The sequence below is a fragment of the Rhizobium sp. WYCCWR 11152 genome (assembly GCF_013087615.1).
In the GTDB taxonomy this organism is placed as follows: Bacteria; Pseudomonadota; Alphaproteobacteria; order Rhizobiales; family Rhizobiaceae; genus Rhizobium; species Rhizobium indicum.
In genome coordinates, this window is record NZ_JABFCP010000008.1 from 217,668 (window position 1) to 238,521 (window position 20,854).

Here is a 20,854-nt window from a genome sequence, read left to right on the forward strand (position 1 = left end):
CTGCCGGTGCGGTTCTCCTCCCGCCCGGATGACCAGAGTTGGAGCCCTTATTCTCCGTAGGGGATCCAGATATTCTTCACATCCACAGCGCGGCGAAGGTATAGCGCGCCTTCGGCAGCGGCTCTGTCCATCCAGTCCGTCGCCTTGCCATTGTCCACGAAGGTTCGCTTGAGATTGCCCGAAGACAGCTTCTCCACCGTCGTCGAAAGTTCCGCCGAGCCGAAGGCCCACAACGCATCAACGTCATTGTGCGCGGCAAGGATCTTTGCCAGTTCGATCGCCGACCCGGTGACGATATTCACGACGCCGGCAGGCGCATCCGACGTTTCCAGAACGGAATAGAAATCCGTGGCCGAAAGCGGGAAGGCCTCACTTGGCACGGCGACGACACGATTGCCGGTGGCAATCAACGGTGCAATCAGACTGATAAAGCCGAGCAGCGGCGCTTCCGGCGGGCAAATGACGCCAACGACGCCGATGGCTTCCGGTATGGCCAAGGCAACGCCGCGAAGCGGCGGCTGGTGAATGCCGCCTTCATATTTGTCCGCCCAGGCTGCGTAGGTGAAGAGACGGGAAATCGCGGCGTCGACCTCGGCGTTTGCATTGGCTGCGGAAGCTCCGGTCATCGCTGTTATCCGCGAGGCGAACTCGTCGGCGCGGCCACTGAGGTTTTCGGCGATGTAATAGAGAATCTGGGCGCGGCTATGAGTGGTCGCATTCGACCAGGCGGAGGCGGCCTGTGCGGCAACCACCGCATTGCGGATGTCCTTGCGGTTGCCTTCGCCGACCTCCCCGATCGCCTTGCCCTTGGGCGAGGCGATGACACGGGAATAATTGCCGTCCGGGCGTGCCTGCTTGCCGCCGATGAAGAGCTTTGCCGTCCGGTCGATGCTTGGCAGGGCAAAATCGCCGGCAACCGGCTTTAGTTGCGAAAGTGCGGGCATAGCTGCGCGCGCCTTGCGACCGACCCAAGCCTTCGGCTTCAGATATTCGTAGCAACCTTCGCGTCCGCCTTCGCGGCCGAATCCGGATTCGCGCTTGCCGCCAAAACCGACGGCGGCATCGAAAAGATTGGTGGCATTCACCCAGACCACGCCGGCTGCAAGCTTTGCCGCAACGTTCAGCGCCAAGCCGATCGTCTCGCTCCAGACGCTGGCGGCGAGGCCGTAGCGGGTGTGATTGGCAAGCTGGATAGCCTCTTCCGGTGTGCGGAAAGTCATGGAGACCGCAACCGGCCCGAAAATTTCCTCGGTCGCGACGATCGATGTCGGCTGCACGCCGCTGAGAAGCGTCGGCGGGTAAAAGCTGCCGCCCTTCGGCAGGTCGATCTTGGCCTGATGCAGTGTCGCGCCTTCTGAAACTCCCTTTTTCACCAGCGCTTCGATACGCGTCAATTGCACGGGCGCTATGATCGCACCCATATCGATGCACTTGTCCAAAGGCTGACCGACCCGCAATGTCTCCATCCGGCGCTTCAGCCGCTCATGGAAAAGATCGGCAATGCCTTCCTGGACCAGAAGCCGCGAACCGGCGCAGCAGACCTGTCCCTGGTTGAACCAGATCGCGTCGACCACGCCTTCCACGGCGCCGTCGATATCGGCGTCGTCAAAAACGACGAAAGGGGACTTGCCGCCGAGTTCCAGCGTCAAGGATTTGCCGCTACCCGCGGTACGCTCGCGAATAACGCGCCCGACTTCGGTCGATCCGGTAAAGGCAATTTTGTCGATATCCTCATGCCCGACGAGCAGCGCGCCTGTTTCACCTTCGCCGGTCACGATATTGAGTACGCCCGGCGGAAGGCCCGCCGCGGATGCCAGTTCGGCAAAGAGAAGGGCCGTCAGCGAGGTGAATTCGGCAGGCTTCAGGATGACGGTGTTGCCGAGCGCCAAAGCCGGCGCCACTTTCCAGGCCAGCATCAGGAACGGGAAATTCCACGGGATAATCTGGCCGACGACGCCCACCGGCACATGATCGGCAAATTCCGTGTCCTGGATTTGCGCCCATCCGGCGTGATGATAGAAATGACGGGCTGCCAGGGGCACGTCGAGATCGCGGGTTTCGCGGATCGGCTTGCCATTGTCGATTGCCTCGACCACAGCAATCAGACGCGCATGGCGCTGGATCATCCGGGCAAGTGCATAGAGATGGCGCGACCGCGCGTGGCCCGGCAGTCGCGCCCATGACGCCTGTGCCTTGCGGGCCGCAGCAACCGCGTTGTCCACATCCGCCGCGCCGCCGTTTGCGAGCTTCGCCAGGACCTTGCCGGTGGCTGGCTCGAACGTGTCGAAGTTCTTGCCCGATGCGGAGGGCACGAATGCGCCATTGATGAAGTGACCGAAACCGGAAGCGTGGCGCGCCAGCCAGCCGCGAGCTTCGGTATCGGATTCGGGGGCGGGGCCGTAGGACATCTCGTCGAAATACTTTGCAACAGTCATCTGGATCATCCAATCGGGTGTCTGTTGAGGGCTGAATAGGCACCGGTGACGTGATGCTCCAACTGCCGCTCGATATCAGCAAGCAAGCTTGATGCACCGATACGGAAGAGATCGGACTCCAGCCACTCGCGCCCCAGTTCGTCCTTCATCAGGAACTGGTAGTTCAACACGTCCTTCGCCGCTGAAATGCCTCCGGCCGGCTTGTAGCCGATCTTGATACCGGTGCGTTCCTGATAGGCGCGGATCGCCCGCAGCATGGTCAATGTCACGGCCAGCGTCGCATTGATGCCTTCCTTGCCGGTCGAGGTCTTGATGAAATCGGCTCCCGCCATCATGCAGACCAGCGAGGCCTTGGTGACGTTGCGGAGCGTCTTCAGGTCGCCGGTCGCCAGAATGGCCTTGACATGCGCATCACCGCAGGCGGCGCGATATTCTTTCATTTCCTCGTAGAGTGCTGTCCAGTTGCCGGTCAGTACATGCTCGCGGGTGATGACGATGTCGATTTCCTTCGCGCCATCGGCAACTGACGCCTCGATTTCCTTGACCTTGAGGTGGTGCGGGCTGAGGCCGGCAGGGAAACCGGTCGAAACCGCGGCGACCGGAATGCCGGAATCTCCGAGCGCCTCGACGGCCGTTGCAACAAAACGATGGTAGACGCAGATGGCGCCGGTGGTGATCGACCGGCCGCTCATGCCAAGCGAATCCAGAATGTCGGCGCGTATCGGATTCATCGCCTTCGCGCACAACCGCTTGACGCGTTCGGGGGTATCGTCGCCGTTCAATGTCGTCAGGTCGATGCAGGTCACCGCCTTCAGGAGCCAAGCCGCCTGTGCGTCCTTTTTGACGGTCCGGCGTCCGGGAAGCGAGGCTACGCGGCGCTCGGTGGCAGACAGGTTGACCCGGGTGTCAAGCACCCAAGACAGATCGAGTTCCATCCCGGTATTGCGCGGCCGGTTATGGGTGCCGCCCGGCAATCGCGAAGGGCCTCCATGATGCGCCGCGTTTGCCGCATTGTGAACAGCAACGGTTTCCAACTAGAATCCTCCCGATCCGAGCGTGAAGATCCTGTTGCCATCAAGTGCAGAGGCACGCAGAGGAAGCTTCACGACTGGCTCAAATGTGATTTTTTTTTCACTGTTTGTGAGGTTTGCATCACCGCGCCGCTGCGTCAAGTTTAGATTTCGCCAGACGCAGAAAAAATGCGGGATTTCTCAATCGAAATCGTTCATGCCGTTTTCGGTGATGACCACGTCGAACGACTTCATGTCGCTGAAAAAGGCTGGCTTGAGCTTGCCAATTTTGCTGCTGTCGGCGAGAAGAATATTCTTTCGTGCCCGGGACATCGCCTTTTTCTTGATCTCCGCTTCGTGAAAATGCGCGCAGGTTGCGCCACGCCGGGCATCGACACCGGCTGCCGATAGAAATGCCACGTTGATCACAAGCTGATCGAGCATTTCCAGCCCCGTGGCACCGGAAAAGCTCGCCGATGCTGGGTGGTAAAGACCACCGAGCATAACAAGGCGAACGTTGGGTTTTCGCGTCAGGCGATCAGCGACATTCATGGCGTAACAGATCGCCGTTATGTGAATCTGGTCTGGGAGGAGATCGACCAGATAGGGTAAGGTGGTGCCGCAATCGAAAAACACCGTATCATCATGGTGAATGTAATCAATAGCTTGTGTGCAAACTTGCCGTTTTGCAGCGGCATGACTGTCGGCTGCCTTGGAAATTTCATAGGGATCGTTTTCCGCTTCGACAGCTGCAACGATGTGGCCGCCGAGAAACGCGAATTGGTCTGCATTGGCGCTGACATCACGCCGAACCGTCATCTCTGAGACGCCCAGGATCTCCGCAGCATTCTTGATGTGCAGAATGCGATGTTGTGAAAGGGCCTCGGATAAGACTGCGATGCGCCGGCCCTTGCGACTATCCATATCGCATCTCTCCCTTATCGTTTACACCTGGAATAGTGTTCTGATGAAAATTTAACAAGGGACTGCCGTTCTCATCTTGTTTGTCCCTCGAGCTACGATTCGGCATTTGCGCCGAGCTGCAGCTTCTGCACCAGCCGGTTGCGCGCAACATGGCATATCGTCTCAATTTTACAGGGAAACCCCGCAATTTGAAATGAGAATTTGTGACCAATCTTCCATTTTTGTGATGGAATAGTCACAAAACTGCATGGATGGTGCCTCACTTCGGCTGCGGGAAGCGGGTGACGACGAGATCGATATTCTCGGCCGGCAGGGGCGAGTTCGTCACGCCTCTGGTCGGGTGGCCTTCCGACCAGAGGCTTCATCCTCGCGACTGCTGAGGACATTCCTGGCTGCGCGCGCTACTCGCCGGCTTTCCTTGCTGCCGTTTCGATCGCATCGGCAACCTTTTCCGGTTGGGAGGCGAAGACGGCGTGGCTTGCCTTTATTTCAGTCACGTCGCTTCCGGCACGTTTTGCCATGTCGCGTTCAAGCTCGGGGTTGATGGAGCGATCCTCGGTGGCGACGATCGACCAGCTTTTCTTGGTCCGCCATGCCGGCTGAGTGATCTTGGCGGAGAATGCCTGCTTCGAGGCGAAGACCTGTGACTTTGCCATGAAATCGGCTTCGGCTTGCGGAAGGTCGGCTGCGAAATCCGCGGCGAAGGCGCCCGGATCGAGATAGAGATATTTGCCGTCCTTCGTTTCCTTTATATCCATGCTGCCGGCGGGCTTCGAGCTGGCGAGGCTCAGCAGGCTTTCGCCCTTGTCGGGCTGGAATGCCGCGACATAGACCAGGCCCGCGACCGCGGGATCGTTGCCGGCTTCGGTGATGACCATGCCGCCATAGCTGTGGCCGACGAGCAGGACCGGGCCGTCCTGAAGGTCGAGAACGCGCTTGGTCGCCGCCACATCGTCGTCGAGCGAGGTAATGGGTTGCTGGACGATGGTGACGTTGAAGCCGCGCTTCTCGAGAATGTCCGTCGCCTTGCGCCATCCCGAGCCATCGGCCAGCGCGCCGTGGACGATCACGATGTTCTTGACCGCGGCAGCCTCTGCTGCGAACGCGATGGCGGTGGTGGCAAATGCAAGCGCTGCCGTGAAAAGAAGACGTTTGTTCATGAGTATCACTCCTTTGGTCATTGTTGATGATCGGGATATTGATGCGTTTCAGGTTCAGCCGAACGTGAAGGCGTAAGCCTGCACGCCGGGATCGAGGAAGCGGATCTCGAAGTTGCGGGCGGCGACCGTGCCGGACTGGCGGACGAGCTGATAAAGCCTCGTCGCGGTCACCGTGCCATTGCCGTCGGCATCGATGTCTGACCCATGGTCGGGCCCTGGCGCCTTGCCGTCGATCTTCACCTGGAAGCGGATCGGCTTGTCGCCGGCACCCGGCCCAAGAACGAGATGCAGATCGCGGGCGCTGAAGCGATAGGTGATGCCACCGCCCGACTGATCAAGCGTCGCCTGATCCCGGCCGACGATCCAGGTTCCGGACAGGCCCCAGCCATTGAGGCCCGGTTCGCCGATTGTATAATTTTGTGCCAGGTCAGCCTGCAGCCCTTCCGGAGAGGCGAAATTCGCCGCCTGTTCGTAGCCGAGATAGGTCTCGCCGGAGCGGATATTGCGGAGATCTGGGCCTGCTTCCACGCCCTTGGCATCCGGCGCGACCGGCGCGCTTGCCGTCGTCTGGCTGCCGGCCTCGCGCAACAGGTCCTGAATGGCCTTTTCGGTCCTGTTGTAATTGCCTTCGCCGAAATGGTGGTAGCGAATCTGACCCTTGGCATCGATCAGATAGGCGGCAGGCCAGTAGCTGTTTTCGAAAGCGCGCCAGATTTTGTAATCATTGTCGATCGCAACGGGATAGCCGATCTTGAAATCGTCGATTGCGCTTTTGACGTTGTCGATCTTCTTCTCGAAGGCAAATTCCGGGGCGTGGACGCCGATGACGACAAGGCCTTGATCGGCGTATTTTTCCGCCCAGGCCCTGACATAGGGGATCGTGCGAATGCAGTTGATGCAGGAATAGGTCCAGAAGTCGACGAGCACGACTTTGCCCCGCAATTGCTCTGATGTCAGAGGCTTAGAGTTCAGCCATTCGACCGCGCCGTCGAGCGAAGGGGCGTGGCCTTCGACGGGCAAGTCGCTACGGAAGGGTTTCTTCGCATCAGCTGCGGCGATCATCACCTCGTTGCTCGCCAGCTCGGAAGATGCGCCACTGAGTGGCTTTGCATGCAGCCTGTCGAGCACGGCCTGTTCCAGCGATGTGGTGCTGGCATAGGAGAGCCGGGCGAGCAGGCTGGTGTCGAGGCCAAGCGCGATGACGGCGACACCCGCCAGGACGGCAGCGCCGAGCCCCTGACGAATCCTGTCGCCAACGCCGAGCGAACGCTTCATGGCGGCGAATATCCGGCCACCGACCAGCAGGGCTACCGCAAGCGAACTTGCAGCACCAGCGGCATAAGCGATCAGCAGGAAGGTCGTTTGCAGATTGGCGCCCTGCAATGCAGCTCCGGTCAGCACAAGGCCGAGAATCGGACCGGCGCAAGGCGCCCAGAGCATTCCGGTGGCAACGCCGAGAAGAAGCGCGCTCTTCACTGTCGTGGTGCCGCGCCCGCCGCCGGTGGCGTTCAGAAGATTGTTGCCAAGATCGACGACCGGCCGGGCAAGCGTGCTTGCCAAACGCGGCGAAAGCAGGCTCGCGCCAAAGAGGGCAAGCAGGACGATGGCGGCAAGGCGGCCATATTCATTGGCGCGAATGGCCCAGCTGCCGCCGACCGCGGCCAGTGTGGCGACCAGCGCGAAGGTGGCGGCCATGCCCGCCAGCATCGGCAGCGTGCTTCTGACGAAGGGCTGTCCGGCGCGGGCAAAGACGAAGGGGAGGATGGGGAGGATACACGGGCTGAGGATCGTCAGCGCGCCTCCGAGATAGGCAATGATCAGAAGTGTCATCATCGTTTCCTTTGAAACCGATTGATCGGGCTCTGGGCGGCGATGGGGCCTGAACCAGCAACGGCGGGGATATGGCCGGTGTGAAGTATCCCCGATGTGTCCGGCTTTGCGGGAAAATGTACCGAAGTGTCGGGGTAGGGCGGCAGCGATACAAAGCGATACAAACTGCCGCAGCCGCGAGGAGACGACTGCAGCCAAGGCGACCACTTGCCGAGGCCGCGCGATTGTATCGGAATGTATCCAGGCGGCCGGAAGCTACATCCGCATTCAAAAAACGGTTGCTTGCGACATATCAGGGATACAAGTAGAGCGCCTTTTCGCGACCGTGATCCATTCGACAGGAGAGACCGATGTCAGAGCAAATCAACCATCACCGCCGCCGTTTCTTCGGCATGACGGCAATCGCCCTTGCGGCCGTCGAATTCGGCGTGGCCGGCACGGCTGCCGCCCAGTCGTCTGCGACTGCCGCATCGGTGCCAGCTATAAAGCCCGGAACCAACACGTCCTTCGAAGCGCTGAAGCAGGTCAAGGCAGGCGTGCTCGACATCGGTTATGCCGAGGCGGGAAAGGCGGATGCCCCCGTCGTATTGCTCCTGCATGGCTGGCCCTATGACATCTATAGTTTCGTCGATGTCGCACCGCTGCTTGCCACGGCGGGCTACAGGGTGATTGTGCCTTATCTGCGCGGCTACGGGACGACCCGCTTCCTGGACGACCAGACGCCGCGCAACGGCCAGCCGTCAGCGCTCGCCGCCGATATGATCGCGCTGCTCGATGCGCTTGATATCGAGAAAGCTGTCATTGCCGGCTATGACTGGGGCGGGCGGACCGCCAACATCATGGCGGCGCTCTGGCCCGAGCGCTGCAAGGCGATGGTATCGGTCAGCGGCTACCTGATCGGCAGCCAGGAGGCCAACAAGAAGCCGCTTCCGCCCAAAGCCGAACTTGCCTGGTGGTACCAATTCTATTTCGCCACCGAACGCGGACGTATGGGTTACGAGAGCAACACGCATGATTTCGCAAAGCTCATCTGGCAGACGGCATCGCCGAAGTGGAACTTCGACGATGCGACATTCGACAGGTCGGCCGCTGCCTTCGACAATCCCGACCACGTCGCCATCGTCATTCACAATTATCGCTGGCGCCTGGGGCTTGTCGAAGGCGAGGCAAAGTACGATGCCTACGAGTCGACGCTCGCCGCAACGCCTGTCATTTCGGTGCCGACCATCACCATGGAAGGCGATGCAAACGGTGCGCCGCATCCGCAGCCTTCCGCCTACGCCGGAAAATTCTCCGGCAAATACGAGCATCGCACCATCGGCGGCGGCATCGGCCACAACCTGCCTCAGGAAGCGCCGCAGGCTTTTGCGCAGGCGGTCATAGACGTCGATCGTTTCTAGGTCGACGCTGCCGTGCAGCGCCTCGTTGCTCCGGCCAGCGGAATATGCGTAGGTCGCGTCTGTCGCTTCGGTCAGGAACAAAGCGACCGGCGCGGCCGCTTCTATTGATGGGGAATAGGGAAATATGGATCATGTCGATCACATCCTGATCGTCGATGACGATCGCGAAATCCGCGAGCTGGTATCGGGCTACCTGCAGAAGAATGGCCTGCGCACGAGCGTTGCTGCCGACGGACGGCAGATGCGCAGTTTTGTCGACGCCAATGCCGTCGACCTGATCGTGCTCGACGTGATGATGCCCGGCGACGACGGGCTGGTGCTGTGCCGCGAACTGCGCGCCGGCCGGCACAAGGCGATCCCGATCCTGATGCTGACGGCCCGCACCGACGAGATGGACAGGATCCTCGGGCTGGAGATGGGCGCCGATGATTATCTTCCCAAGCCCTTTGCTGCGCGTGAGCTTCTCGCCCGCATCAAGGCGGTGCTGCGGCGGACGCGGATGCTGCCGCCCAACCTGCAGATCAGCGAAGCCGGACAATTGCTGACCTTCGGCGACTGGCGGCTCGATACGGTTGCCCGGCACCTTCTCGACAGGGAAGGGACCGCGATTGCGCTGAGCGGCGCCGAATACCGTCTGCTCCGCGTCTTCATCGATCACCCGCAACGTGTGCTCAATCGCGACCAGCTTCTGAGCCTGACGCAGGGCCGCGACGCCGATCTCTTCGATCGCTCTATCGATCTCCTGGTCAGCCGCCTGCGTCAGCGGCTGGGCGACGATGCGCGCGAACCGACTTATATCAAGACGGTGCGCAGCGAAGGCTATGTGTTTTCCGTCCCGGTCGAAATATCGGAGCCGCGCCAATGAAGGCGGCAATCCCCTTGCCTTCGGGCCTGACGTGGCCGAGCACATTGCGGTCGCGGATCTTCCTGATCCTGCTGATCGGGCTGGCCTTGGCCTACGGGCTGTCCTTCAGTGTGCTCTATATGGAGCGCTACATGTCGGCGAAGGCCGTGATGCTCGGCACGCTGGAAAACGATGTTGCAACGTCGATTGCGGTTCTCGATCGGCTTCCGCCCGGCGAGCGCGGCGACCTGCTCGACCGGCTGAGCCGCGGCAATTACCGTTTCGTGCTCGGGCCCGGCCTTCCCGGCGTGCCTGACACGTCAAGCAAAGGGGCGGAAATCTCAGGAAAGATCGAGGAGGCTATCGGGCACCGCTTTCCAATCCGGATCGAACGGATTCCAGGCGATGTGAACCGGCTGCAGGCGCATCTGACGTTGAGCGACGGAAGCCCCTTGACGATCGACGTCACGCCGAAGGGTGTCATGCCTATTGCCGCATGGCTGCCTTATGTCTTTATCGTCCAGATGGCGCTGCTGATCCTCTGCACCTGGTTTGCGGTTCGCCAGGCGATCCGGCCGCTCGGCGAGCTTGCCGCCGCCGCCGATGCTCTCGACCCGAACAAGGACGGTCCGGCCTTGAGCGAGGCGGGGCCGAGCGAGGTCGCCCATGCGGCAAGGGCGTTCAACGCGATGCGGGAGAGGATTGCCCATTATCTCGAAGAGCGCGTTCAGATATTGGCGGCAATCTCGCATGACCTGCAGACGCCGATCACCCGCATGCGGCTGCGCGCCGACATGGCGGAGGAGTCGCCGGAGAAAGACAAGCTGGTGCATGATCTCGGCGAGATCCAGCGTCTCGTCCAGGACGGGATTGCCTATGCTCGCAGCGCGCATGGCAACGGCGAGAAGAGCGCCCGGATCGATCTCGCCTCGTTCATCGACAGCATAGCCTATGACTACCAGGATACCGGAAAGGCCGTCACCGTCGTCGGGCTGGTTCAGGGCGCCGCCTTCACCAAGCCGCATGCACTTCGCCGAATCCTGTCGAACTTCATCGACAATGCGCTGAAGTTCGCTGGTGCTGCCGAGATTAGTGTCGAGCGCAGCGCCGAGAACGATATCGTGATCACAGTCATGGATCGCGGGCCGGGAATTCCGGACGATATGCTGGAAGCCGCCATGCAGCCTTTCTTCCGGCTGGAACAATCCCGCAACAGGGAGACCGGAGGCACCGGTCTCGGTCTTGCTATCGCCCAGCAACTGACGGCCAAGATTGGTGGGTCGCTCCGGCTCCACAATCGCGCTGGCGGCGGGCTGGCAGCGGAAATCACTATCCGTTGACATCAGAGGCGCTGCAAAATTTCGAGACGTTTTGTATGTGAAGATGTCCTCGATACCGGATGCTACGCTTTGTGACATTTCGGGCGATTTCGGAAACATGGCGGATATATCCGTCGGTCAAACCACACTCCGTCAACCCGGCCGCGCAGCGCGGCCAGTCGCCTGGAGCGACGCAACACAAGGAGTGTTCCATGACAAAGATCGATAAGGTTCTCTATACCGGCAAGACCCATACGACGGGCGGGCGCGATGGCGCTTCGCACAGCGACGACGGCCAGTTGGAGATCAAGCTTTCGCCTCCGGGCAGCAACCGCGCCGGCACCAATCCCGAACAGCTTTTCGCCGCCGGCTGGTCTGCGTGCTTCATCGGCGCGATCGGCTTTGCCGCGGCTAATCAAAAGGTCAAGCTTCCAGCCGATCTTGCCGTTGACACCGAGGTTGATCTCGGAACAGCCGATGGCGGCTATTTCCTGCAGGCCCGTCTCAAGGTCAGCCTGCCCGGGATCGAAGCGGATGTGGCACGAGCCCTCATTGAAGAGGCTCACCAGACCTGCCCATACTCGAAGGCCACACGCGGCAACATTCATGTCGAATTGACGGTTGCCTAACGAGTGGAATTGCCCACCGAAGGCCATTGGCTGCGGCGGGCAAAGGACAGGAGCCGAAAGCAAACAGGACGAGGCCGACCGGGCCTCGCCGATGGAGGATCTGATGAGATTGATGATCATCTGCATTCTGGGCGCGACGGTTTTCGCCGCGCCCTGCATCTACGACGTAAGCTCGCAGGAGCCCTCGCCGCTTGCGGGCCTCGTGACGGCAGCATCGTCTTCCGGGGAGCAAGCGGCCGTTCCAGCTCCTCTTTTAAGTCACCAGGGAGAAGACCAGTGAAGCTCTATCAGAATGAAATTTCCTCGGCGACGTCGCGAGTCCGCATCGCGCTCGCCCTGAAGGGATTGACGGCGGAAACACTGCCGGTGACCATCCTCGGCGAAGAGGCCGAGAGCCGGCAGGCCGGATATCGCAGCGTCAATCCGCAAGGGCTGGTGCCGGCCTTGCTGACGGATGGCGGCGTTCTCATCACCCAGTCACTGGCGATCGTCGAATATCTCGACGAGCTTCACCCCGAACCACCGCTGCTGCCCGACACGGCGGAGGGCAGGGCGCTGGCGCGGTCGATCGCGCTTGCAATCGCAGCCGAGATCCATGCGCTGCTGCCGCCACGCATCGGCCTGCACCTCAAAACGGCCTTCCAAGCGGATGCCGATGCCATTGCAGCCTGGAGCCGTCACTGGGTCGGCGAGGGAATGGCCGCTGTGGAGACGATGATCGCCGGCCGCAGGCATGGCGCCTTCGCCATCGGCTACCGGCCTGGTATTGCCGATATCTTCCTCTTCCCGCAGGCGATCAGCGCCCGGCGCATGGGCTTCGATCTCGCCCTGTGGCCCAATATCGCGGAGATTGTCGGCAGGCTCGAGGCGATCCCGGCTTTCCAGGAGAATGCGCCGGCGCCGAGACGATGATGCGATCAATGAAGAAGCGGCCGCAAACGATGGCGGCCGGCTCTTTTCTCAGCGGTTGACCCTTGCCTGCAGATGCGCGGGATATCGATCGCCTTCCACCTTGATGGTGGCGAGCGCGCTTTCGATATTGCCGAGATCCTCGGCCGTCAATTCGACCTCGGCGGCCCGGATGTTCTCCTCGAGGCGATGCAGCTTGGTGGTGCCGGGGATCGGCACGATCCAGGGCTTCTGCGCCTGCAGCCATGCGAGAGCGACCTGGGCGGAGGTGGCCTTCTTGCGGGCGGCGATTTCTCCGAGACGATCGACGAGCGCCTGGTTGGCCTTTCGCGCCTCCTGAGAAAAGCGCGGCACGACGTTGCGGAAATCCTTGCTGTCGAAGGTGGTCGTTTCGCTGATCGCGCCAGTCAGGAAGCCCTTACCGAGCGGGCTGAAGGGCACGAAACCGATACCGAGTTCTTCGAGCGTCGGCAGGATTTCCTGCTCGGGCTCGCGCCACCACAGCGAATATTCGCTCTGCAGTGCCGCCACCGGCTGGACGGCATGGGCGCGACGGATCGTCTGGGCGCCCGCTTCCGAGAGGCCGAAATGCCTGACCTTGCCTTCCGCGATCAGCGCCTTGACCGTGCCGGCGACATCCTCGATCGGAACATCGGGATCGACGCGATGCTGATAGAAGAGATCGATGACATCGGTCTTCAAACGCTTCAGCGCCTGGTCGGCCACCGCGCGTATCTGTTCCGGCCGGCTGTTCATGCCGCTCTGGCCGCCATTGGCATCGAAGTTGAAACCGAATTTCGTGGCGATCACCACCTCTTTGCGGAAGGGGGCGAGCGCCTCTCCCAGAAGCTCTTCGTTCTTATAGGGGCCATAGGCCTCGGCTGTGTCGAAGAAGGTCACGCCGCGTTCAAATGCCCGCCGGATCAGTACGGTCGCTTCCTGAATATCTGTCGCCGGGCCATACCCGTAACTCAGCCCCATGCAGCCGAGACCGATGGCTGAGACTTGAAGTCCGCTCTTTCCAAGTTCACGCTTCTGCATAGAAGTTTCCTTTTCTAACCTTGGTATTGCGTGTCGGTGACATGCTCCATCCAGTCGACGACCTTGCCGTCGAGCTGTTCCTGGATGGCGATATGGGTCACTGCCGTCGTCGGCGATGCGCCGTGCCAATGGCGTTCACCCGGTGCGAAGCAGACGACGTCGCCGGCGCGGATCTCCTCGACGGGGCCGCCGTCGCGCTGCACGCGACCGCAGCCCAATGTGACGATCAACGTCTGGCCGAGTGGATGGGTGTGCCAGGCGGTTCGGGCGCCGGGCTCGAAGGTGACGCTGGCGCCAGCCGCGCGTGCGGGGCTGGTCACGGCAAACAGCGGGTCGACACGCACGCTGCCGGTAAACCAATCGGTCGGTCCCTTGGCCGATGGCTGCGAACCGCTTCGCTTGATATCCATCTTTGTCTTCCTTTCGATGCCGGGCTTTCGATGGCGGGGTGGACATGTCCACTCGAGTAACAAGGTATTTAGGGCGTGCGCCTGGCCGCGATTAGATGGTATAAACGGCAAGAACCCATGAGAAAGTTTCATAAATGCCGCGCCCCGCCGTCAACGACCTCATCGCCTTCATCGCCGTCGCGCGCGCTCAAAGCTTCACCAAGGCGGCGGGCAAGCTCGGTGTGTCGCAGTCGGCGCTCAGCCACACCATCCGAGGGCTTGAGGAACGGCTTGGACTGCGATTGCTGACACGCACGACCCGTAGCGTTTCGCCGACGGAAGCCGGCGAACGCCTGCTCGTCTCCATCGGACCGCGCTTAGACGAGATCGAGAGCGAGCTGGCTGCCTTGAGCGCGTTCCGGGAGAAGCCGGCAGGCACCATTCGCATCAATGCCGGCGAGCATGCGGCCGATGCCGTCCTCTGGCCCGCCTTGCAAAAGCTGCTGCCCGATTATCCCGACATCAATGTCGAGATCATCGTCGACTACGGTCTGACCGACATCGTTGCGGAGCGTTACGATGCGGGGGTGCGGCTTGGAGAACAGGTGGCGAAGGATATGATCGCGGTGCGCATCGGCCCCGACATGCGCATGGCCGTTGTCGGTGCTCCCGCCTATTTCGACACCAGGCCGAAGCCGCTGACGCCGCAGGACCTTACGGATCACAATTGCATCAATCTGCGCCTGCCGACCTATGGCAGTGTCTATGCCTGGGAGTTCGAAAAGGACGGGCGCGAACTCAGGGTTCGCGTCGAAGGACAGTTGGTCTTCAACAATATAGCGCTCCGGCTGAATGCCGTGCTGGCCGGTCTGGGCCTCGCCTATATGCCGGAGAACTTGGTCGAGACGCATCTTGCCGAGGGGCGGCTGGTGCGGGTCCTTGAGGATTGGTGCCTGCCGTTTTCCGGCTACCATCTCTACTATCCGAGCCGCAGGCATACATCGCCGGCATTCGCCCTCGTCGTCGATGCGCTGCGCTATCGGGGATAGGTCTCGCCGTTTCGAGCTGTCCGGACAGGCATGGATCCGAACTACCTGACGTTCAATCGATTGGTTCTTGCTGGAGGTGAAATCATGCCGCCGGCAATTTGACATTCCATCGCTCGCCGCTAATTCACACTTGAAATTGAAGGAAACAGTGAATGAATACTGCGGCGTCTGCCACGAAAGCTCGGACCGGCGTGTCCGGTTTGGATACAGTTTTGGAGGGGGGCCTTTCGCCGGGGCACGTGTTTCTCCTGGAGGGAAATCCGGGAGCTGGCAAAACGACGATTGCGCTGCAGTTCCTGATCGAAGGTGCACGGCTCGGCGAGCAGGGGCTCTACATCACCCTTTCGGAAACCGAGAGCGAACTTCGGGCCGGTGCCGCATCGCACGGCATGGTGATCGAGGGCAATATCGAGGTCTTCGAGGTCGTGCCTCCGGAAAGCCTGCTGGATGCCGACCAACAGCAGAGCCTGCTTTATTCGTCGGATCTTGAACTCGGTGAGACGACAAGAGAAATTTTCGCCGCCTTCGAGCGGATCAAGCCGAGCCGGGTGGTTCTCGACAGCCTGTCCGAGATAAGGCTTCTCGCACAAAGCTCGCTGCGCTACCGCCGGCAGATTCTTGCGCTCAAACATTATTTTGCCCGACAAGGGGCGACCGTGCTTCTCCTCGACGATCTGACCTCCGACACGCTCGACAAGACGGTACACAGCGTCGTGCACGGGGTTATCCATCTCGACGAGCTGGCGCCGAATTACGGCTCCGAACGGCGACGCCTGAGGGTGATGAAATACCGCGGGCAGGCTTTTCGTGGCGGCTACCACGACTTCACCATCCAGACAGGCGGTGTCGTCGTGTTTCCGCGTCTCGTCGCCGCAGAACACAGGTTGAAATATGTTCGCGATCAGCTTCCCAGCAATATTGCAGAGCTGGACCTTCTTCTGGGCGGAGGGCTCGAGCGAGGGTCCAGTACACTGATCCTCGGTCCCGCCGGCACCGGCAAGAGCACTTTCTCGTTTCAATTCTTGATGGCGGCCATCGCGCGCGGAGAAAAGGCGGCTGCCTTTATTTTCGATGAGGAGCTCGGTTTGCTTTTCGCCCGCCTGAAACAGCTCGGGATAGATCTCGAGGGACTGAGGGATGAGGGTTTGGTGCATATCGAGCAGCTCGATGCCGCGGAACTATCACCCGGCGAATTCGCCCACCGTGTGCGGACCTGTGTCGACAGGTCGGGCGCGAGGACCGTCATCATCGACAGCATCAATGGCTACCAGGCTTCGATGCCGGATGAAAATTCGCTGATATTGCATATGCACGAGCTGCTGCAATATCTGAACAGACAAGGCGCGAACACCTTCCTTACGGTCGCCCAGCATGGACTGGTGGGCGATATGAAATCGCCTGTTGACGTGACCTACCTCGCCGATACGGTCATCCTCCTGCGTTACTTCGAGGCCGTGGGACGTGTGCGGCGGGCGGTCTCCGTCATCAAGAAGAGGACCGGCCACCACGAGGACACCATCCGGGAGTATCGGATCGATGCGGACGGCCTGACGATCGGAGATCCCATCGTCGGTTTTCAGGGGGTGCTTCGTGGCGTCCCGGACTTCGTTGCAAAGTCCGCTGCGCTTTTGCCAACCGACAGTGAGGACGGCGGCAATTCCTAATTCCAGTAACCCGAAGGCACTGATCTATGCCCCGGCCGGACGCGATGCCCAGGTTGCGGCATCCTTGACCGATGAGGCCGGACTATCATCGATCGCAGTTGCCGATTTGAATCTCTTCGCGTCATCGCTGGATGACGACATCGCGGTTGGCGTGTTGACGGAAGAGGCCGTTCGCGGCAGTGACCTGAAACCGATCGCTGCCTGGGTTGCCGCCCAGCCAAGCTGGTCCGACCTGCCGTTCATCGTCCTCACCCGCCGCGGTGGCGGACCTGAACGAAATCCAGCCGCTGCCAGGCTTTCCGAGGTTCTAGGCAACGTCGCCTTTCTGGAGAGGCCGTTCCATGCGACCTCCTTCATCAGCGTTGTCCGCACAGCTTTGAAGGGACGTCTGCGCCAATACGAAGCGCGCGCCCGGCTCGAGGCTCTGAGCGAGGGAGAACGCCGGTTGCAGACGGCACTCGCCGCCGGTCGTCTCGGGGCGTGGGAGCTGGAACTTTCCACGATGGCGTTGACGGCCTCGGCGACCTGCAAGGCAGTCTTCGGCCGAGAACCGGATGATGATGTCACCCGCGACGATCTGATCGCCAGCATCCACCCCGATGACCGGGACCTTGTGCTGGCACGCCTGCGCCGGACGATTGATACTGGAGAAGACTATTCGATCGAGCACAGGACGATCTGGCCGGATGGATCACTGCATTGGACCGAAGTCCATGCGCAGCTCTACGCCGACAGATATGGGTCCGCCAGCAAACTGGTCGGCGTCTGCTCCGATACCACCGCCCGCAAGACCATCGAAGAAAATCTGAGACGGCTCAATGAGAACCTCGAAGAGCGTGTGAGGGAACGGACCAGGGAGGTCAACGCTGCCCACCAGACCCTGCTTGAGGAGGTCGCCCAGCGCGAAAGGGCCGAGGAGCAGCTTCGCCAATCGCAGAAAATGGAAGCGATTGGCCAACTGACCGGTGGCGTCGCCCATGATTTCAACAATCTGCTGATGGTTGTTCTCGGAAATCTGGAGCTGCTCGGCAAGCACGTGGCTGGAGATGCGAAGGCGACGCGTCTGGTCGATGGCGCGGTTCAGGGCGCGCGACGCGGGGCGGCGCTGACGCAGCGGCTGCTGGCTTTTGCCAGACAGCAGGATCTGCAGGTCAAGCCCGTCGATCTGGCCGAGTTGGTCTCCGGCATGAACGACTTGCTGCGGCGCTCGGTCGGATCGTCGATCAGCATCGAAACCAGCCTGCCGGCGACGCTGCCGCCGGCGCTAGTCGATGCGAACCAGCTCGAATTGGCGCTGCTCAACCTTGCTGTCAATGCCCGCGATGCGATGCCGGATGGCGGGACGCTGTTGATATCGCTGCGTGAGGAGCAGGTGGCCGGCGATGACGGCGCTCTCGGCAAGGGGGCATATCTTGTGCTGGCAGTGGCCGACAGCGGCACCGGCATGGACGCGGAGACGCTGAAGAAGGCGGTCGATCCGTTTTTCTCTACCAAGGAACTCGGAAAGGGCACGGGCCTAGGCTTGTCGATGATCCACGGACTTGCCGTTCAGCTCAATGGCGCACTTCTTCTGACCAGCGAGCTTGGAGTGGGAACGATTGCCGAACTGTGGCTTCCGGCGACCGAACGGCGCCCCGAGCGGGCGATCGAAGCGGAACTGCCCGTTCCGCAAGCTGCATCCAGACTGAAGATCCTTCTGGTCGATGACGATGCCTTGATCGCCATGAGTTCGGTCGACATGCTTGAAGATCTCGGCCACGAGGTCGTCGAAGCAAACTCCGGCGCGCAGGCGCTGGAACTGATCAGCAGCGGTCAGTATTTCGACCTTGTCATAACCGACTATTCGATGCCTGGTATGACCGGCGCACAGCTTGCTCAGGCCGCACGGGACATTCATCCGGCATTGCCGATCGTGCTGGCGACAGGTTACGCCGATCTTCCTGCCGGCACCGATATCGATCTTCCGAGATTGGCAAAGCCCTATGATCAGGCTCAGCTTGCCAAGGAAATTGCCAAGGCGATGGCAAGCGAAACGGTTCCGCTTCTCAGGTCCGGCGGTGACGCAGGTGGTTCAAAGCCTCGCCTATCCAAGGCCGACGATGTCAGCGATAAAATCGGCGATGGCGCCTGTGTCGTCTAGATCGAAGACCGGCAAGGCCGTATCCGTGACGGCATGATCGGCGGCGATGGCGCAGATATGGGGATCGCTTGGCGCCAGCGGTTCGCGATTGGCGGCCTCCAGGCGGCGGGCCTCGATCTTCGGGATCGGCTCACGCTTGTAACCTTCGATCAGCACGAGATCGCAGGGGGCGAGGCGGGCGAGGATCTCCTCGAACTCAGGTTCGGGGGCACCGCGCAGCTCGTGCATGATGGCGTAGCGCGTGCCGGAGACGATGGTGACCTCGTGAGCGCCGGCTTGGCGGTGGCGGTAGCTGTCGGCCCCGACCTTGTCGATGTCGAAATCATGATGGGCGTGCTTGATCGTCGAGATCCTGTAGCCGCGGCGAGTGAACTCCGTCACCAGCCGGACGGCGAGCCCCGTCTTGCCTGAGTTCTTCCAGCCGGCGATGCCGAAGATTTTCGGTGCGGTCATCCGCGAAGGGCCTCCAGCCAGCGTTCCGCCTCGACGAGATCGTCGGGCGTATTGATGTTGAAGAAGGGATCCAGCAGGCTGGCACGGGTCGGATGCAGCGGAAACGCCACTTCCGTAACGTCATGTCGTAACAGGAAGTCGCGTACGCGGCGCTTCTCGTCGGTGGCGATCCAGGCTTCGAGATCGGCGGCCAGCGTCACCGGCCAAAGCCCGAAGACAGGATGGCTGCGGCCCTCGGAGGCTGCAATGGCGACCTGCGAGGGGTGGTCGACCGCTGCCGCCAGCCGGGCGACGAGATCGGCCGGGAAGAACGGGCAATCCACCGAGACGGTGACGACATGGGTGGTCGACGGCAGGCCGGCGGCATAGACCATGGCCGCATGGATACCGGCCATCGGCCCGGCCTTGCCGCGAAAACGGTCGGGAACGACAGGCACGCTCTCGGCAGCGGCATCGGCGTTGACGGCAACGAGCGGGGCCTGCTGCGAGAGGCGGGTCAGCACATGGTGGAGCAGGCTCTCGGCCCCGAGCATCACGCCCGCCTTGTCGCGGCCCATGCGCTGTGAGCGGCCGCCGGCCAGCACGACGCCCGCTATTTGAGATTTATCCAATGAGAATCCAGCCATCATCCTTCCTCAAACCGGCGCGCGCGGCGCGGATTCCTGCGCGATCGGCGACACGCGGCGCTTGGCCTCACGATAGAACGTATAGAGGCCGGAGGCGATGACGATCGCAGCCCCCACGAGCGTCCAGCTGTCAGGCACTTCGGCGAAGAAAAAGAAGCCGAGCACAGAAGAGAAGATCAGGCTGGTATAGCGGAACGGCGCGACGAAAGAGATTTCGCCAGTGCGCATGGCGAGGATGACCGACTGATAGCCAACGAGCACCAGCACCGATGCGAGCACGAGATGACCAAGCGCGGTGGCGCTGACCGGCTGCCAGCCGCCAAGCACCGGAATGAGCAGCGCACCGAAGAAGGAGGCTGATATGGCGGTGATGACGGTTATCATCAGCGAGGGAATCTCCGGACTGATGCTCCGGGTGGCGAGATCGCGGCCGGCCGTCGTCAGCACCGCGGCGACGCAGAGGAGGGCGGCGGCGGTGAATCCCTCAGGGCCGGGACGAATGATGATCATCACGCCGACGAGGCCGACGAGGATCGCCGACCAGCGCCGCCAGCCGACCGGCTCGCCGAAGAAGAGCGCCGCGCCGAAGGTGACGACCAGTGGCAGCGATTGCAGGATCGCCGAGGCATTGGCGATCGGCATCATGCCGAGCGCGGTGATATAGGTGACGGCGGAGAGCGTCTCGCAGATGATCCTGAAAATGATCATCGGCTGCAGCATGATGCGCCAGGAACGCAGCGCACCCATTTTCCAGGCGATCAGATAGACAAGCAGGCTGGTGAAGAGGCCGCGCAGGAACATGATCTCGCCGGCGTTCATATAGGCGATTACCGATTTGGATAGAGCGTCGCTTGCAGAAAAGCCGGCCATCGCCATGCTCATATAGATGGCGCCCTCAGTATTGCGTGACCGCGGCATGAAGAGATTCCCGTTACCTGTGCGCTCCTTTTAATCGCGAAGATGCATCAAGGGAATCGGATGAATGTCACACAAAGCATAAATCGATGATGCGGTGCACAATAACGCTGACCT

The 20,854-nt window shown here is 61.2% G+C and carries 19 protein-coding genes; 9 read left to right on the top strand and 10 right to left on the bottom strand.

The window, feature by feature from the left end; genetic code table 11:
• Positions 1–47: 47 nt before the first annotated feature.
• The 5 genes from G9X67_RS10945 to G9X67_RS10965 form a co-directional block, all read right to left on the bottom strand.
• Entirely contained in the window at positions 48–2,435 is a 2,388-nt protein-coding gene (locus tag G9X67_RS10945; RefSeq protein WP_171598677.1) for an aldehyde dehydrogenase family protein, read from the bottom strand.
• A gap of 5 nt (positions 2,436–2,440) precedes the next feature.
• Complete coding sequence (deoC, locus tag G9X67_RS10950; RefSeq protein WP_246705391.1) at positions 2,441–3,469, bottom strand: deoxyribose-phosphate aldolase; 1,029 nt, start codon at positions 3,467–3,469, stop codon at positions 2,441–2,443.
• A 177-nt stretch (positions 3,470–3,646) separates the two neighbouring features.
• Complete coding sequence (locus G9X67_RS10955) at positions 3,647–4,369, bottom strand: DeoR family transcriptional regulator (protein WP_130668602.1); 723 nt, start codon at positions 4,367–4,369, stop codon at positions 3,647–3,649.
• Between the two features lie 401 nt (positions 4,370–4,770).
• On the bottom strand, positions 4,771–5,529 hold the full coding sequence (locus G9X67_RS10960) for an alpha/beta hydrolase (RefSeq protein WP_003560005.1): 759 nt from the start codon (positions 5,527–5,529) through the stop codon (positions 4,771–4,773).
• Between the two features lie 54 nt (positions 5,530–5,583).
• The gene (locus tag G9X67_RS10965) at positions 5,584–7,359 is read right to left on the bottom strand and encodes a cytochrome c biogenesis protein DipZ (protein WP_171598678.1); all 1,776 of its coding nucleotides are present in this window, start codon (positions 7,357–7,359) and stop codon (positions 5,584–5,586) included.
• A 350-nt stretch (positions 7,360–7,709) separates the two neighbouring features.
• Here G9X67_RS10965 and G9X67_RS10970 point away from each other — a divergent pair, with 350 nt between their 5' ends.
• The 6 genes from G9X67_RS10970 to maiA all read left to right on the top strand — a co-directional run bounded on the left by G9X67_RS10970 (position 7,710) and on the right by maiA (position 12,463).
• Positions 7,710–8,759 carry an alpha/beta hydrolase gene (locus G9X67_RS10970; protein WP_138329211.1) on the top strand — a complete coding sequence of 350 codons (1,050 nt, stop codon included), beginning with the start codon at positions 7,710–7,712 and terminating at the stop codon, positions 8,757–8,759.
• 124 nt (positions 8,760–8,883) lie between these two features.
• Positions 8,884–9,624 (top strand): response regulator, encoded by a 741-nt coding sequence (locus tag G9X67_RS10975; RefSeq protein WP_018068635.1) that lies wholly within the window; start codon positions 8,884–8,886, stop codon positions 9,622–9,624.
• Positions 9,621–10,943 carry a HAMP domain-containing sensor histidine kinase gene (locus G9X67_RS10980; protein ID WP_138329212.1) on the top strand — a complete coding sequence of 441 codons (1,323 nt, stop codon included), beginning with the start codon at positions 9,621–9,623 and terminating at the stop codon, positions 10,941–10,943. The genes G9X67_RS10975 and G9X67_RS10980 overlap by 4 nt, the downstream gene beginning before the upstream one ends.
• Positions 10,944–11,134: 191 nt before the next feature.
• Entirely contained in the window at positions 11,135–11,551 is a 417-nt protein-coding gene (locus tag G9X67_RS10985; RefSeq protein WP_171598679.1) for an organic hydroperoxide resistance protein, read from the top strand.
• A gap of 103 nt (positions 11,552–11,654) precedes the next feature.
• Positions 11,655–11,831 (top strand): hypothetical protein, encoded by a 177-nt coding sequence (locus G9X67_RS10990; RefSeq protein WP_171598680.1) that lies wholly within the window; start codon positions 11,655–11,657, stop codon positions 11,829–11,831.
• Positions 11,828–12,463 carry a maleylacetoacetate isomerase gene (gene maiA, locus G9X67_RS10995; RefSeq protein ID WP_171598681.1) on the top strand — a complete coding sequence of 212 codons (636 nt, stop codon included), beginning with the start codon at positions 11,828–11,830 and terminating at the stop codon, positions 12,461–12,463. The genes G9X67_RS10990 and maiA overlap by 4 nt, the downstream gene beginning before the upstream one ends.
• 48 nt (positions 12,464–12,511) lie before the next feature.
• Here maiA and G9X67_RS11000 read toward each other — a convergent pair whose 3' ends face one another.
• Entirely contained in the window at positions 12,512–13,501 is a 990-nt protein-coding gene (locus G9X67_RS11000; protein WP_171598682.1) for an aldo/keto reductase, read from the bottom strand.
• A 14-nt stretch (positions 13,502–13,515) separates the two neighbouring features.
• Entirely contained in the window at positions 13,516–13,911 is a 396-nt protein-coding gene (locus G9X67_RS11005) for a cupin domain-containing protein (RefSeq protein WP_138329217.1), read from the bottom strand.
• Positions 13,912–14,045: 134 nt separating this feature from the next.
• Here G9X67_RS11005 and G9X67_RS11010 point away from each other — a divergent pair, with 134 nt between their 5' ends.
• The 3 genes from G9X67_RS11010 to G9X67_RS11020 all read left to right on the top strand — a co-directional run bounded on the left by G9X67_RS11010 (position 14,046) and on the right by G9X67_RS11020 (position 18,743).
• The gene (locus G9X67_RS11010; protein ID WP_138329218.1) at positions 14,046–14,939 is read left to right on the top strand and encodes a LysR family transcriptional regulator; all 894 of its coding nucleotides are present in this window, start codon (positions 14,046–14,048) and stop codon (positions 14,937–14,939) included.
• A 152-nt stretch (positions 14,940–15,091) separates the two neighbouring features.
• Positions 15,092–16,603 carry an ATPase domain-containing protein gene (locus tag G9X67_RS11015; protein ID WP_171598683.1) on the top strand — a complete coding sequence of 504 codons (1,512 nt, stop codon included), beginning with the start codon at positions 15,092–15,094 and terminating at the stop codon, positions 16,601–16,603.
• The gene (locus tag G9X67_RS11020; protein ID WP_281426026.1) at positions 16,581–18,743 is read left to right on the top strand and encodes a response regulator; all 2,163 of its coding nucleotides are present in this window, start codon (positions 16,581–16,583) and stop codon (positions 18,741–18,743) included. The genes G9X67_RS11015 and G9X67_RS11020 overlap by 23 nt, the downstream gene beginning before the upstream one ends.
• Here the strand turns inward: G9X67_RS11020 and mobB are convergent.
• Genes mobB through G9X67_RS11035 form a run of 3 tightly spaced genes read right to left on the bottom strand, consistent with a single transcriptional unit; the run spans position 18,687 to position 20,740 of the window.
• Positions 18,687–19,196, bottom strand: coding sequence for a molybdopterin-guanine dinucleotide biosynthesis protein B (mobB, locus tag G9X67_RS11025; RefSeq protein ID WP_138329220.1), 510 nt, complete (start codon positions 19,194–19,196; stop codon positions 18,687–18,689). The genes G9X67_RS11020 and mobB overlap by 57 nt on opposite strands.
• Positions 19,193–19,822, bottom strand: coding sequence for a molybdenum cofactor guanylyltransferase MobA (mobA, locus tag G9X67_RS11030; RefSeq protein ID WP_171598684.1), 630 nt, complete (start codon positions 19,820–19,822; stop codon positions 19,193–19,195). Before mobA ends, mobB begins: the two co-directional genes overlap by 4 nt.
• A 9-nt stretch (positions 19,823–19,831) precedes the next feature.
• Positions 19,832–20,740 (bottom strand): DMT family transporter, encoded by a 909-nt coding sequence (locus G9X67_RS11035; RefSeq protein ID WP_138329222.1) that lies wholly within the window; start codon positions 20,738–20,740, stop codon positions 19,832–19,834.
• Positions 20,741–20,854: the final 114 nt, after the last annotated feature.